Source organism: Pseudomonas sp. KB_15 (assembly GCF_052114525.1).
Classification (GTDB): domain Bacteria; phylum Pseudomonadota; class Gammaproteobacteria; order Pseudomonadales; family Pseudomonadaceae; genus Aquipseudomonas.
On sequence record NZ_JBFREX010000014.1, the window covers coordinates 134,898 to 149,351 of the forward strand.

Consider the following 14,454-nt stretch of genomic DNA (forward strand, 5'->3'; position numbering starts at 1 on the left):
CCCCCCGAATTGGCGCCTTCAAGATTTTAATGTTGCGCTCCACACTGTTGCTGTCCTGCTTGAGCGGTGCCACGCTCGCAGCGACTGTTCCTGTTACTCAACAAGAGCAACAGCAATGGCTGCTGCAACAAATGCGTATCGGTGAGGCCTTGCAGCGCGAAGATCTGGTCCGCGACTCTTTGGCACGACTGAGACTGATCGCCCCCGACGATCCCCAGGTTCTGGTGGGCGACATTCGTCAGGCGTTGGCTGACAAGACTCAGCCACAGAACAGTGCCTGGATCGAGCAGCGATTGACGCGCCTGCGCCAACTGGCGCCGGACTCTGCGCAATTGCGCCAGGCTCAAGCACTTATCAAAATGCACAGCCCGGACGGCGTGCGCCAATTGCAGCAGGCACGGTTACTGGCTGCTGCCGGGCGCTTTGACGAGGCCAGTGAGGCCTTCGAAAAGCTGTTCGCAAAAGAGCCACCGGACCTCGCGTCGGCTCTGGAATACTGGAACGCGCGCAGTCGCATCAGCGGCCAGCGTGCAGCTGTGATTGGTCATGTGCAGGCCCTGGACCGGGATTATCCAGGCAATGCCGCCTTACGCCAGATGCTGGTCGGGCTATTGTTTGCCGAAGATCGCAACGACGAAGCCCTGACCGTGCTGCATCAATTGGCGGCGGACCCTATCGCCAGTACCAATGCCGCCGAACGGGAATACAACTACCTGATCACGCTGCCAGTTGGCTCGCAGACGGCGCAGGCGTGGCAGGCATTCATTCGCTATTACCCGTATTCGCCGCGGGCTAAAGAAGCGACGAAGCAGCTGGCGATGCAACAAGGCCTGTTGGCCGATCCTGCCTGGCAGGCCGGCGTCAAAGCCAAGCGCATGCTTGAGCAAGACAATGCCGAGCAGAGTGCGGCTGCCGAGAGCTTGTTGCGCAAGGCCTTGAAGGCTTATCCGCAAGACGCGAGCCTTTATGGCGCATTGGGTACGGCGTTAATGCGCCAAAGCAAATACTCGGCGGCGCATGAGGCTTTTTCCACGGCGTTGAGCAAAGAACAAGACACTGCTTACATTAGCAAATGGCAGGATCTACAGGCCGTTACTCGCAACTGGATGATCCTGCAACAAGGTGACGAAGCCCTGCAGCGCAAGGACTACGTGGCTGCACGCAAGGCCTATCAGCAATCGCGAACCCTCAAGCCTGACTCCGCCGACCCATTGATCGGCCTCGCCAATGTCGCCATGGCCGAGTCCGATGAAATCGCGGCTGAAGCGCTGCTGTTGCAGGCGCGCAAGGTCGAACCAGGCAATGGCAGCGTGGTGCGTGCCCTGATGCGGCTGTATCGGGGTCAGTCCATCGAGCGTGCCGAGGCCTTCCTCAATACCTTGCCGGCTACAAACCAGAAGGAGTTTGTCAGCCTGCGCCGGAGCATTGAACTTGAGCGGCTGAACCTGCAAGCGGACCTCGCCAGTCAGCATTCGGACTGGGCTCAGTTGGCGTCGCTGCTGAAGAAAATCCGCCAGTTGGAACCCGATAATCCATGGCTGACCTATCGCCTGGCCGCCGCCGAAGTTGCCATGGGCCAACCGCGAGAGGCTGACAAAGCGTTCAGTGAATTGCTTGCCCTGCAAGGCCGCAATCCCGAGGCTCGTTACGCTCATGGTCTGTACCTGGCCAATGAGAACCGCGACAGCGAAGTGTTGGCCACCCTTGGACAGATTCCGGTCGCCGACTGGACCGAAAACATGCGTGAGCTGGACACCCGGATCAAACGTCGGCAGTTGATGACTCAGGTCGAACAACTGCGAGACGCCGGGCACGAGTCTCAGGCCATTACCCTGTTGCTGCGTAATCCAACCGTCGATGATTTTGGCACCCTCGCCGACTGGGCCGCGCAACGTGAAGACTATGCCGGGGCCGAGACCTACTATCGCAAGGTGCTCAGCGTACAGCCACAAAATGCCGAGGCACAGCTGGGCTTGATCGAAGCGCAGATTGCGACCGGGCACATTGATCAGGCCCGTGCCGGCCTGGATCGAATTGTCGTGGCCCCTGCTGCTCCCGCACCCTGGCAACGACGGTTCTTCAATGCCTGGTCTGCCGTGGGCGAAAAAGATAAAGCCAGTGCGATGTTCGCCAATCTGTTGAAAACGCCGCAGACCGACCCACTGATCTATCGCGATGCAGCGCGTCTTATGGCAAAGGATCAGCCGCAACTGGCACTGGATAATTACGCCCGCAGCATGGCCGCGGCTGGTTTGATTTCACCTGCCCAGGCCAATCCCCGCGACAACGTAGCGATGACTGAGGCCAGCCGCGCCAAGGACAGCGATGATTGGCTGCCGCGCAGCCTGCGCAGCGACGTCGACGAGCTTTATCAACAGCAGAACCCGACCGTCAATCTTTACCATGACTACGCCTGGCGCAATGACAACACGGCACCGGGGATTTCCGACCTGACGACGCAGCTGACCATTGTGCGTATCGACTCGCCGTTCGCCCAAGGCCAGGGTTTCGTTCAGGCCGAACAGGTAGACCTTGATGCCAGCAACTTCGACACTGACGCGGATGGTTTGCACCGCGAACAGTTCGGCACCTGCGCCGTCCAGCTCCGCGACCGCGCCACGGGTGCGCTGGTACCCAATGGCTGCCGCAGCACCTCGCAAAGCACTAGCGGTCCAAGCCTGGCCGTGGGCTGGAAGAACGCTCAGTGGGCACTGGACCTGGGCCATTCGCCGCAAGGTTTCGAAGTGGGTAACTGGCTCGGTGGCGTCGCTTACAGCAGTGACTGGAAGTCCATTGGCTGGACGTTGACCGCCTCACGTCGCCCCATGACCAACTCGGTAGTGTCGTACGCCGGTGCCGTGGACCCACAGACCGGTATACGCTGGGGTGGCGTCACCAGCAACGGGTTAACCTTGAGCCTGAGCCATGATGAAGGTGGCGTTGACGGTGTGTGGGCCAGTTTCGGCAGCCATTGGCTGCGCGGCAAGAACGTGGTCGACAACCAACGCCTCTCGGCCATGACCGGTTACTACTACAGACTGATGGATCGTGCCGACGAGCGTATGCGTACCGGCTTGACCCTCATGTATTGGGGCTACGACAAGGACTTGAGCGAGTACACCTTTGGCCAGGGCGGTTATTACAGCCCGCAACAGTATTACTCGATTGGCGTTCCATTCAGCTATGCCTGGCGCAATGCCAATTGGTCGGCACAGCTGGAAAGCTCGGTAGGCTGGTCATACTCAAAAACCGACAGTAGCAACTTGTATCCGCTGGGCGGCCCGGCGGGGTTTGAAATCATTCCCGACACCGCCCTGACCAACGGAAGCAGCAGCACTGGCGCCAGCATTCGCCTGCAAGCGCTGGTCGAACGACGCCTGACGAATCACATGGTTGTGGGCTCGGGAATCACCCTGCAACACAGCGAAGGCTACGCCCCTAGCCGCGCTATGCTGTACCTGCGTTACACCTTCGATGAATGGCAAGGCAATCTCCCTATGCCGATCGAACCGGTAACACCCTATGCAGATATGCGGTGACGGCGGGGGATGTGTGCTTGATTTGTGCGCAGGATATGAAGCACACCCTCTACCGGCGCGATGTTGACTATGCTGCTGACAGCATGACGCCGTTCACTTTTGAGGGATGCTTGATGTTCTACGTGCAACGCAGTACAGACGGCCAACTGATGCGCGTCGAAGCCGAAGCCTACGCCGAATCCACGGAAACGCTGCCGGCCGACCACCCTGACCTCCAGGCCTGGTTCGCCAATGAAGTCATGGCCACCAGCCTCAAACAGCTCAAGCAGATTAAACAACTCAAGCAACTGCGGCAGAGCGACCTGGAAATGATCCGGGTACTCGACGACTTGATCGAGGTGCTGATCAGCAAAGGCCTCATCCTCGTCACCGACTTGCCAGCCCCCGCACAAGCCAAGCTCATGGATCGGACCCAGGCCCGGGAGGCGTTGGGCGGGTTGAGTCATTTGGTTGATGATGATGAGGAGGGGTTTATTTAAGCCTTTGGCTCTTCAGCGCCGGTACTGACGCCTTCGCGAGCAGGCTCGCTCCCACAGTTGACTGGTGGCGGTTGCTGGATTTGTATTCAACACCGATCCATTGTGGGAGCGAGCCTGCTCGCGAAGGCGACATCAAGTACAGCTAGATTTTCGCTACTGCCAAGGCTTCGGCTCCCCCACCAACCGCCCCTGCACCCCATAAACCCCCATCTCCCGAATCACCGCCAGCTCGCCCTCGGTTTCAACCTGTTCGGCAATCAACGGCAAATCGATGCTATGGGCCGCACGCTGAATGGCTTCGATGAACAGACGCTTGTCGCTCTCCTGATCGATCGCGCGGATGTAGCTGCCGTCGATTTTCAGATACGCCAACCCGAGCCGGGCGAGATTGCCAATCATGCTGAAGCGCCCACCGAAATGTTGCAGGCTCAACGAGAACCCTAGCCCACGCAATCGCCGCGTCAGGTCTTCAAGCATGGCTTGCTCCGGCAATTGTTCTTCGCCGATTTCCAGGGTCAGCCGCGACCCAAGATGGGAATGCGAGCGCAGCCGTTCGAAAAGTGCATTCAAGCCCTGCGGGTCTTCCAGCGTCGCCGATGACAGGTTCAGCGCCAGCGGTGCTTCGTGATCGGCCATCTGCTCCAGCACCAATTCCAGCATCAGGTGATCCAGTCGCGCAGTCCAGCCGAACCGCTGCAACCACGGCAGGAAGCGCCCGGCCGGTATGCTTTGGCCCTGATCGTCGATCAGGCGTGACAGTACTTTGTGGTGCAGCACTCGTTGTGTGTCCTGGCTGGCCACCACCGGCTGGAAAAATAACTTGAATTGCCGCTGCTTCAGCGCCCGATCCAGTAGGTTGTGCCAGGCATGCTGGTCATCGCCGACACAGGCCAGGGTGCTTCGATCCAGACAGACCCAATTCGAATCAACCTGGCTTTCGGCCTGCGCCAATGCCTGATCCGCCAGCCCGAGCACTGCTTGCGGCACGTCACCATGGACAAACGGCGCCAACCCGATCGCGGCGACCGAGACCACGTCGGTGGCGCCGGTCGCATGCAGGCTGGCCAGGGCTGTGTCGAGGTGCTGCGCCAGTTGCAGTGCTTCTTCGCGCATCAGCCCAGGCGCCAGCACGGCAAATTCGCCACCCCGAATCCGCGTAACGAGGTTTTGCGTTGCCGGATATCGGGCGCATTCGCGCGACAGCTGCTCGCCGACCGCCCGCAGCAATTCGTCCGTGCGTTGTCCGCCCAGGCGCTGGTTGAGGCCCGCCAGATCCTGAACCCGCAACAGAAGCAAGTAACCGGAGCTGGCCTGTTCAGGGTTGCTCACCCGCGCGTTCAATTGCATCTCGAAATAACGCCGGTTGGCCAACCCGGTCAACGAGTCCTGATAGGACTCGACCCGTAGTTTTTCACTGCGCTCGGCCTGCTCCTGGAACAGCGCCTTGAGCTTCTCGACCATCTGGTTCATGGCCTGCACGACCCGGCGAAGCTCGGGTGTGCGCGGCAGTTCCGGCAGGCTGAGGAATTCCCGCCGGGCGATGGCGTGGGATTGCTGGACCATGTAATCCAGCGGTCTCAATTGCTGGCGCAGTAACAGCGCGCCGAGTACCGCACTGACCGCGCCACATAGCAGCAACCAGCTCAGGCTGCCCAAAGCGCTTTGCCACAACTTGGCCAGTGCGAACATCGGGTGGCTGACCACCTCGACCCGGGCAGCCTGCTCCCAGCCACGGCTGACGATCGCATCACCACCGGCGGGCTCCAGGCCGATCAGTCTGACGAACCAGTCCGGAACATTGTTCACCGCCGGGATACCCGTGCGCTCAACCAGGGTCTGGTCGGTCTTCAGATCGACCACGCGGATGCTCGCGTAGTAACCGCTGTCGAAAATCGAGCTGACCAGCAACTCGACCATCGCCGGGTCGTCGATATTCGGTGTCAGGGAAAGCGCCAGCGCCGTCGCGGCGTCCTGGGCATGGGAGCGCAACTGGTTGACGTACTGAGTACGCGAGCTCTCCAGACTGACCATGAAACTGCCGGTGAAGGCGACCACCAGGAACAGACAGATAGCAATCAACAGCTGTTTGAACAAAGACATCTGAGCACGTGCTCCTAGTTAGTCGTCTCGACCGGGAATCCTTCGGCCTGCATTTTTTTCAACACATCCTGCCAACGCGAAAGGCGTTTGGTATCGCCGGCCTTTTTATTGCCCTTGGCGCCCGGTAACCACAGTCCCTCTGCATTGAAAGAGTAGACCGGCAGCAAATCCTTTCGTTGGCTGGCCGGCTTGATTGCATCAATCAGGCTGTCAAGCACCAGGGGCTCGGCCTCCGGACTCGAGTAGTAGGTCAGCACCATGTGCGCGCGGTTCTGGGTCAGTGCCTTGACGTAAGTAATACGCAGCTTTTCACTGGCTACACCGAGGTGACGCAGGCTGAAGTACTTGGCAATAGCGTAGTCTTCACAGTCGCCGGCGCCTTTCCACAGGGCTTCGATCGGGGTTTCCCAGTAGTCGACTTCATGCCACAGATCGATGTCTTCAACGTATCGCAGCTGTTTGTTGAAGAAGCGATTGACCACGTTGAGTTGTTCCAGCTCGCCGAGCTGCTTCTGACTGGCCAACAAGTATTGCCAATCATTAATGCGCTGCTGACCTTCTCCCAAAGGTCCGTACAATGCCTGCGCCCGCCGGCTGATCAGGGAAAAATCCCAATCGGCACTCAAGCTGCCCAGCATCACGCCAGCCAGCAGCAATGCGCCGCACAGCCAGCGTAAAATCCGGGGGATTGTTAAACTTGCCACCAATGCGAGGCATCCTGGATAGGCAGGAGGGAGTCGTTTGAATGGTGAAGGTTAGACCGGGAAAAGACTATGGCACAGTGAGATCACTGGCTGCGCTAAACTTCAAGAAAGGCACTCGAGAGCTTGTTTGACAAGCCGTCGGTCAGTTACTAGTGTCATTTGGATCCAAAAATATTCCATCAATCAGGGTGCGTTTAGTGACACAAAAGCCCAACCCTCTGAGCAGTATCAAGGTCAACGGGCCGATTCCCGCTCATATGGCACGCTCGGTGATCGAAGAAACCCTGCGCGCTGCGATACTTGACGGACGCATTCCTTGCGGTGCGGCCCTGCGCCAGCAAGACCTCGCCGACCTGTTCGGCGTCAGCCGCATGCCCGTACGCGAAGCCTTGCGCCAGCTCGAAGCACAATCGTTGCTCAACGTGATTGCCCACAAGGGTGCCGTGGTCGCGCCGCTGGTCCAGGGCGATGCCGTGGAAACCTATGCGCTGCGCATCCTGCTGGAATCCGAAGCCCTGCGTCTCTCGGTGCCACTGCTCCAGGACGAAGATCTCGAACAGGCTGCCCGATACATCGACGAACTGGAAACGCAAAACGACTACACCGAAATCGGACGGCTCAATCGCCTGTTCCACATGACGCTTTACAGCCGGGCGCCCAATCGTCGGCTGTTGAAACTGGTCGAAGACGGCCTGATCGAAGAAGAGCGGTTCCTGCGTTTCAACCTGGAAGCCATGGGCCTGGGCAAACTGTCCCAGGACGACCATCAGGCACTGTTGCGGGCCGCCGAAGACCGGGACGTCGAACGCTCCGTGAAACTGCTCGAACATCACCTGAACCGAGGGGTCGAGGTCATTACGCGCTATCTCAACAGCCCTGAAGTCCAGGCCAGAAACAAGTCGAAGTAACCCGCAGCGGCATATCCGGGGAAGCGTACCGAACGGCTCACCCTCGCTTGCCGCGTATTCCCCGAAGTGCTCCGCCCTCGCGGCGCCATACCGCGCTCCAATGCCCCGCCGTCTTCAAACCTGAGCATTGCAACGATTGCGTGATGCCTCAGTAATGGCGGCCGCCTCGATTTACGCCCACTCTGGGTAATCAGGACACAATAAAACGGGGGACGCTCCGTGCAAATGGCGTAGTCCCCGTCCCCAGAAGCGAAGGAAGGAGCCTCATCACGGGAACGGAAGGATCGGCATCACTTGCGACCCGCTTCCACCCCCTCAGACACCCCCAACGACGCCCGCTTAAAAGTTACTTCGAGTGAGGCATTCACTCTTTATTCAATTCTGACTTATATAAGCCGGAAGGAGTAACTACGCCAAAATAAAACTTATATAGAAAGTTTTATTGGAACTTATCACCCATCAAAAAGTTGAATATCAAAATAATACCGAAACAACTTGATTGACACTTTATATGTGTATTAGCTTTTCTTCGCTGCCAGCCACAAGCGGCAGCAAAGCCTCAATTACTCGGCATCCATAGCACTTAAAAAGATCAATTCGTTTGAGGTACCCGTTCGCCAGGAGAAAACTTCCAGCGAACTTCAGTGCTTGATTACTTCTCACCTCAGTTCATTTACAGGCTCATCCATGAAACCAACTAAAGAACGCCTTATTCAAAAAAAAGCCGAACTTAGCGAACATCCGATTTTCTCTGAAATACACTCGCTGCCGGTCCTGCGACGCTTCATGGAAACCCACGTGTTTGCCGTATGGGACTTCATGTCGCTGACCAAACGCCTGCAACAGGAACTGACCTGTGTGCAGTTGCCCTGGTTGCCGCCGCAGGACCCCCAGGCAGCGCGGTTGATCAACGAGATCGTGCTGGGTGAGGAATCGGATGATCGCCCGGACCAGGGTCACTACAGCCACTTCGAGTTGTACCTGGATGCAATGCGCGAAGTCGGCGCCTGCACCGTTGCCATCGAACGCTTCGTGGCCCTGCAGCAAGAAGGCGTGAGCTACGACGTGGCCTTGCAGAGCGTCAACGTCGACCCGGCGGCCGCACATTTCGTTCGCCATACGCTGCACACCGCACTGCATGCGCCGGGTCACAGTGTAGCGGCGGCGTTTCTGCACGGTCGCGAGAGCGTTATCCCGCAGATGTTCCAGCGCATCCTCGACGATTGGGGGATCGGCATCGAGCAGGCACCGACCTTCCGTTACTACCTCGAACGGCACATTGAGGTCGACTCCGAGGATCACGGCCCGGCGGCGGAAAAGCTCCTGTCGCGACTGGTCGATAGCAACCCGCAACGGCAGGAAGATGTGTATGCCAGCGCCATCGCTGCCGTGGAAAGTCGTATCGCCCTGTGGGACGGGTTGCGCCTGAGCATGAACGAATCGGTTGCGCAGGTGAGCGCATGAACGCCGCCGACTACCAATCCTTCGCCGACGCCTGGGAGAGCCGCGCGACCATCCGCACCCGCCCGCGCCGCGTGCTGGAGAACGACGACAAACTGATCTACCCCTTGAGCCGCCAACCGTTGGTGCTGAGCGAAACCTTTCTGCGCGAATGCCCGGAACAGCGCGACTTTGCCTTGGTGCAAACGCTCTACAAGTTCATCAAYGACGTRGTGATTTTCGAAACCGAGATCGTCGACAARACCGCCCGCAGCATCGCYAARAAYCGCTTCRSSGTSGMGTTYCCGTTCGCCTGTCGCTACGACGCCATGACYGTSGTGGTRGACGAGGACTACCACGCGCTGGTGGCGATGGATTTCATGCAACAGACCGTCGCCATGACCGGCATCGCCCCGATTGAGTTGCCGGATGAGATCGAGCTGAGCCGAGCGATACCGGCGGCCGTGGCGCTCGCACCGGAGCACCTGCGTAGCGCTGTTGAACTGATCTGCGTGGCCATCGCCGAAAACACTGTGACCGGTGATGTCGCCGCGTTCGCCAAGGACGACACGGTCAAGCAATCGATCAAGGGTCTGATGGCCGATCACTTGCTGGACGAGGGGCGTCATTCCGGTTTTTGGGCGCGGCTGGTGCGCATCTACTGGCATACCGCAAGTGCAGACGACCGCCAGTGCATCGCGCAGATCCTGCCGGTGTTCATTGGCCATTACCTGACCAACGACATCCAGAAATCCTTCGACTTCCGCTTGATCGACGCATTGCAGATCAACGACACGGCACGCCACGCACTCAAGAGCGAAGTGTCGGCACTGGCGTTCCCGATCAATCGCCATCACCCGTTGGTGGCCAACATTGTGCGGTTTTTCCACAGCAGTTCGCTGCTCGATTCGCCGTGCGTACAAACCGCCCTCAGCGACTACCTGGTTTGACGAGGAGCCATCATGAGACGTCTCGACATTTTGCTCACCGGACAAAGCCAGGCCCTGACCGACCTGGCGCTGGAACTCGAACAACACGGCCACTCACTGACGCGGATCTGCGCGCTCGACGACATGCCTGGACAGGCTGATCTGCTGATCGACGATGACACGTCGCTTCAGTTCACCTGTCAGGCGCCACGACTGACATTGCAATTGGGTCTTGGCGTGCCACAGGCGTCCGGCCTGCCATCGCTGGACTTGTTGTGCTGCCATGGCTCAACGCTGCTGACTCGTGTACCCATCGCCGATGAACCGTCGGGTAACGGCCAGGCTTTACATGTGCAGGCCGTGACAGCACTGGTTGACCACGTGGCGCTGCTGGTCAGCCGCTACTCGCGTGATGCCGACTATTTTCGACTCGCCGAACCCGCCGTTGCTGCCCGTTACGAGCGCATCGAGAGCCTGCGGTTCCTGGACAGCCTCGCGTTCGTGCATCGCCTGAATGCCACCGCCGACCCACGACTGCTGCAACTCGCGCAAACGCCGATGATCGAAAAGCTGGAACAACAATGCATCCAGAGCGCTAACCGTCCGGCCTTGAGCATTTCCGGGAGCACCCTCGACTATCACCAACTGCACGCCCAAAGCCGCGCCATCCAGCAACGTCTGCGACCGCTGCTGGTTCAGCATCAAGGCCCGGTAGTCATCGGTATCTGCCTGCCCAAATGCAGCTCGCTGTATGCGGGAATCCTGGCGATCCTGGGCAGCGGCGCGGTGTACTTGCCGCTGGAGCCGAGCCATCCGCTTCAACGTCAGCAGTACATCCTGTCGAATGCCGGCGCGGTGTTGTTGCTGCATGACGGCGAGCATCCCCTGGCGAGCGAGATGCCAGGGCTGGACATCAGCAGCATCGATGTCCATGACGCAGACCTCACTCAACCGTTGATGCGCCAACGCCCCGACCTCAATGCGCCATGCATGGCGCTCTACACCTCGGGTACCACCGGCCATCCCAAGGGCGTGCTGCTCAGCCAGGCCAACCTCGCGCACTTCACCCACTGGTACGCCGACTATGTGCAGTTGACCAGCCAGAGCCGGGTGCTGCAGTTTTCTTCGTTGGGTTTCGACTCATCACTGATCGACATCTTTCCGACCCTGATGCAAGGCGCGGAGCTGGTCGTGCCCGGCGAAGACCAACGCCGCGATCCGCTGCAACTGGTGGAACTGATTCGTCATCGACAACTGACCCACGCCTTTTTACCGCCGGCCTTATTGAGCGTCCTGCCGCTGGAGCAATTGCAGTGCCTGGATCATGTTATGACCGGCGGCGATGTCTGCGAGCCGTGGGTCATCGAGCAACTGAGCCGTCAGGGAAAGCTCTACAACCTCTACGGGCCCACCGAAGCCACGGTGCTGATTACCGCGCGTAAACTCCAGGCAGGCGACAACAACCGCTCGCTGGGCGCTCCAATCGCCAACAGCCAGGTATTGATTCTCGATGATGACTTGCAAACGGTGGCCGAACAGACCGTCGGTGAGTTGTACATCGCCGGCCCGGGTGTATGCCTGGGTTACCTGAACAACCCGCAGCAAACCGCCGAGCGCTATCTGGATCTGAACTTGCCTGATGGCCGGACCCTGCGCACCTATCGCACCGGGGACATGGCGAAGTGGACGCCTGAAGGGATCGAGCTGTGCGGTCGGCGTGATAATCAGGTGAAGATTCGCGGCTTCCGGGTCGAGCCGGAAGAGATTGAGCGCTGCCTGCGCGACAGCCAGTTGTACCGCCAGGTTGCCGTGGTCATTGATAGCCAGCGACGGATTCTGGCCTTCCTCGCCCAACCCCGGGAAGACCTCCCCGGCACCGCTCGCCAAGCGTTGAAGGCCCACGCGGTACAGCAACTGCCGGACTACATGCACCCCGTTGCATGGACCGAGCTGGCAAGCATGCCCTACGCCAGCAATGGCAAGGTCGACCGCAAGGCGCTGCTGGATCTGCCCGTGAGCGTCACCGAGAACCCTCAACGGCGCCTGCCAGCCAGTGCCGATGAAGCCCTGCTGCTGGAAATCTGGGCCGAGTTGCTGGAGTTGCCAGCGAGTGGCATTTCCACCGACGAAAGCTTCTTCAACCTGGGCGGGCACTCGATTCTGCTGTCGCGCATGCTCTTGCGATTGCGCGAGGAGTTCGGGCGCAGCATCTCGATCAACCGCTTCATCGAACTGCCTACCCTCGCGAAACTGGCGACACTGGTACGCGGCTCCGGCAGCGAAGAAGTGCTGAGCGAACAGGCCATGCGCGATGCCTTCCGCGAACTGGATGTTCGGCCGCTACCCGTTAGCCGTATGGGCGATGTGCACAAGGTGATCGTTACCGGCGCCAACAGTTTTGTCGGTGTACACATCGTCGAGGCGTTGTTGGCCTGGGGTGCCAGCGAAGTCGCCTGCCTGGTTCGCGAAGGCAACGGGCAATCGGCGGACGGGCGCTTCACCCAGGCATTGCGAGAGAACCGTCTCGAGCATCTGGATATGAGCCGGGTGCGGGTTTACGCGGCTGACATCACGCGGCCGGAACTCGGGTTGGCGGCTGAGGTTTATCAGCGCCTGGATCGAGAATATGGCGCATTGGTGCACAACGCGGCCAACGTCAATCACGTCCTCGATTACGAGTCACTGGCGCGGGACAACGTCGAGCCGATTTTCGAATGTTTGCGCCTGTGCGAAGGACGCAGCAAAAAAATCTTCAACTTCGTCTCGACGCTCTCGGCCTCCAGCACGATGTCCGCCGACGGCCGAGTGCTTGAGTTACCGGCTGCAGTGACGCCACCGATCTACATCAAGAACGGCTACAACCTGTCCAAATGGGTCGGTGAGCGAATCCTCGAACGGGCGCGGGAGCTTGGGGTGCGGGTCAATCTCTACCGCCCCGGCAACATCAGCTTCAACAGCCTCACAGGTGTGTGCCAGCCGCACAAGAACCGCCTGATGCTGATGCTCAAGGGCTCGCTCCAGCTTGGCCAGGTGCCGGAGTTCGCCTTGAATTTCGACTTGATGCCGGTGGACTTTCTCGCCCGATTCATCGCCTTCCACGCCAGTCGTTATCAACCGGAACAGGCGGTGTTCAACCTGCACAACCCCGAGCCCCTGAGCTGGGACAACTACGTGGCGTCCTTCCGCGAGGCAGGGCGCGAATTCGCGATGGTCAGCGTCGCCGACTGGCAACAGCAACTGAGTCGGGTTGACAGCGACAACGCGTTGTTCGGCGTGCTGGGGTTCTACCTCAACGGCTTCGAGGAGGACATCGGTGATATCTCGATGATCGGTCACGACAACGCCCAGGCAGGTGTTCGGCTAATGGGTGCGCACTACCCGCAAAAGTCCCCGGCGCTGCTGCGACGCGGCTGCGATTACCTCAAAGAAATCAACTTCATCTGACTCAACCCCAACGGAGCAAAACCATGAGTACTCTGCATCCCGATACCCTGATCAAAAACCCCCAAGGCTGCCACGTTGTGTCCTCGATGGACGTGCCCGCCGATGCTGCGCAGGTATGGGCCGTAGTCGGTAACTTTGCCGGCTTCGATCGCTTCATCCCGGCGCTGTCACACATCGAGATGACCGGCGAAGGGGTTTCATCGCTGCGCAAAAAGTTCTTCAAGGACGGTAACCTGGTGGTCGAACAGCTCAACTCCCGGGACGATCAGGCACGGCACATGACCTGGACCACCATCTACAACACGCTGGGTGTGGCCAATCTGTGGGCAGCGATGAGCGTTGAACCCCTGGATACGAACAAGTCCCGAGCCACCTGGACCATCATCGCCGACCCGGCACAGGGTGGCGTCGAGGCGCTGCCGGGCTTCAAGGATTTCGTACAGGGCTTTGCCGATGATGCAATGAACAATGTGCTGAAACTGTTTGCGTAGAATGTGAAAAAGCCTGCTGTGGAGAGGCTTCACAACGGGCTTTTCAGTACCCCTGAAACGACAAAACCCCTGTCGGCGTTAGCAGACAGGGGTTTTGGAATTCAATCTTGACGATGACCTACTCTCACATGGGGAAACCCCACACTACCATCGGCGATGCATCGTTTCACTGCTGAGTTCGGGATGGGATCAGGTGGTTCCAATGCTCTATGGTCGTCAAGAAATTCTGTGTGCCGATCCGTCTGTAGTGACGTGCCAGCGAATTCTTGATGCTTCTACTCTATAGACAAAACCCCTACCTGCATACGCAGATAGGGGTTTCGGAATTTAATCTTGACGATGACCTACTCTCACATGGGGAAACCCCACACTACCATCGGCGATGCATCGTTTCACTGCTGAGTTCGGGATGGGATCAGG

Annotated in this window: 9 protein-coding genes and 2 rRNA genes; 7 read left to right on the plus strand and 4 right to left on the minus strand. The window is 59.0% G+C overall.

The features are described 5' to 3' along the window. The first annotated feature begins 29 nt into the window (after positions 1 to 29). The gene (gene bcsC, locus AB4Z35_RS14715) at positions 30 to 3,539 is read left to right on the plus strand and encodes a cellulose synthase complex outer membrane protein BcsC (protein WP_442097777.1); all 3,510 of its coding nucleotides are present in this window, start codon (positions 30 to 32) and stop codon (positions 3,537 to 3,539) included. Positions 3,540 to 3,652: 113 nt separating this feature from the next. Beyond that, the gene (locus AB4Z35_RS14720) at positions 3,653 to 4,018 is read left to right on the plus strand and encodes a tryptophan synthase subunit beta (protein WP_442097779.1); all 366 of its coding nucleotides are present in this window, start codon (positions 3,653 to 3,655) and stop codon (positions 4,016 to 4,018) included. Positions 4,019 to 4,171: 153 nt separating this feature from the next. On the opposite strand, the gene lapD is transcribed toward AB4Z35_RS14720, so the two are convergent. Further along, positions 4,172 to 6,118 carry a cyclic di-GMP receptor LapD gene (gene lapD / locus AB4Z35_RS14725; protein ID WP_108231398.1) on the minus strand — a complete coding sequence of 649 codons (1,947 nt, stop codon included), beginning with the start codon at positions 6,116 to 6,118 and terminating at the stop codon, positions 4,172 to 4,174. A gap of 14 nt (positions 6,119 to 6,132) precedes the next feature. Continuing rightward, on the minus strand, positions 6,133 to 6,825 hold the full coding sequence (gene lapG / locus AB4Z35_RS14730; protein WP_008003942.1) for a cysteine protease LapG: 693 nt from the start codon (positions 6,823 to 6,825) through the stop codon (positions 6,133 to 6,135). A gap of 194 nt (positions 6,826 to 7,019) precedes the next feature. Between lapG and AB4Z35_RS14735 the strand changes: the two genes are divergently transcribed. The 5 genes from AB4Z35_RS14735 (at position 7,020) to AB4Z35_RS14755 (ending at position 14,034) form a co-directional block, all read left to right on the plus strand. Next, on the plus strand, positions 7,020 to 7,730 hold the full coding sequence (locus tag AB4Z35_RS14735; protein WP_442097780.1) for a GntR family transcriptional regulator: 711 nt from the start codon (positions 7,020 to 7,022) through the stop codon (positions 7,728 to 7,730). Between the two features lie 687 nt (positions 7,731 to 8,417). After that, positions 8,418 to 9,194 carry a DUF3050 domain-containing protein gene (locus AB4Z35_RS14740; protein ID WP_442097782.1) on the plus strand — a complete coding sequence of 259 codons (777 nt, stop codon included), beginning with the start codon at positions 8,418 to 8,420 and terminating at the stop codon, positions 9,192 to 9,194. Beyond that, positions 9,191 to 10,120: a diiron oxygenase gene (locus tag AB4Z35_RS14745; RefSeq protein ID WP_442097783.1), complete on the plus strand. Its 930-nt coding sequence runs from the start codon at positions 9,191 to 9,193 to the stop codon at positions 10,118 to 10,120. Before AB4Z35_RS14740 ends, AB4Z35_RS14745 begins: the two co-directional genes overlap by 4 nt. A gap of 12 nt (positions 10,121 to 10,132) precedes the next feature. After that, positions 10,133 to 13,543, plus strand: coding sequence for an amino acid adenylation domain-containing protein (locus tag AB4Z35_RS14750; RefSeq protein ID WP_442097785.1), 3,411 nt, complete (start codon positions 10,133 to 10,135; stop codon positions 13,541 to 13,543). 23 nt (positions 13,544 to 13,566) lie between these two features. Continuing rightward, positions 13,567 to 14,034 (plus strand): SRPBCC family protein, encoded by a 468-nt coding sequence (locus AB4Z35_RS14755; RefSeq protein ID WP_442097786.1) that lies wholly within the window; start codon positions 13,567 to 13,569, stop codon positions 14,032 to 14,034. Between the two features lie 105 nt (positions 14,035 to 14,139). Here the strand turns inward: AB4Z35_RS14755 and rrf (AB4Z35_RS14760) are convergent. Continuing rightward, a 5S ribosomal RNA gene (gene rrf, locus AB4Z35_RS14760) occupies positions 14,140 to 14,255 on the minus strand. A gap of 110 nt (positions 14,256 to 14,365) precedes the next feature. After that, a 5S ribosomal RNA gene (gene rrf / locus AB4Z35_RS14765) occupies positions 14,366 to 14,454 on the minus strand; the annotation flags it as partial.

Coding starts and splice junctions, on each gene's coding strand:
- bcsC (WP_442097777.1), top strand. CDS start 30: ATGTTGCGCTCCACACTGTTGCTGTCCTGCTTGAGCGGTGCCACGCTC.
- AB4Z35_RS14720 (WP_442097779.1), top strand. CDS start 3,653: ATGTTCTACGTGCAACGCAGTACAGACGGCCAACTGATGCGCGTCGAA.
- lapD (WP_108231398.1), bottom strand. CDS start 6,118: ATGTCTTTGTTCAAACAGCTGTTGATTGCTATCTGTCTGTTCCTGGTG.
- AB4Z35_RS14740 (WP_442097782.1), top strand. CDS start 8,418: ATGAAACCAACTAAAGAACGCCTTATTCAAAAAAAAGCCGAACTTAGC.
- AB4Z35_RS14750 (WP_442097785.1), top strand. CDS start 10,133: ATGAGACGTCTCGACATTTTGCTCACCGGACAAAGCCAGGCCCTGACC.
- AB4Z35_RS14755 (WP_442097786.1), top strand. CDS start 13,567: ATGAGTACTCTGCATCCCGATACCCTGATCAAAAACCCCCAAGGCTGC.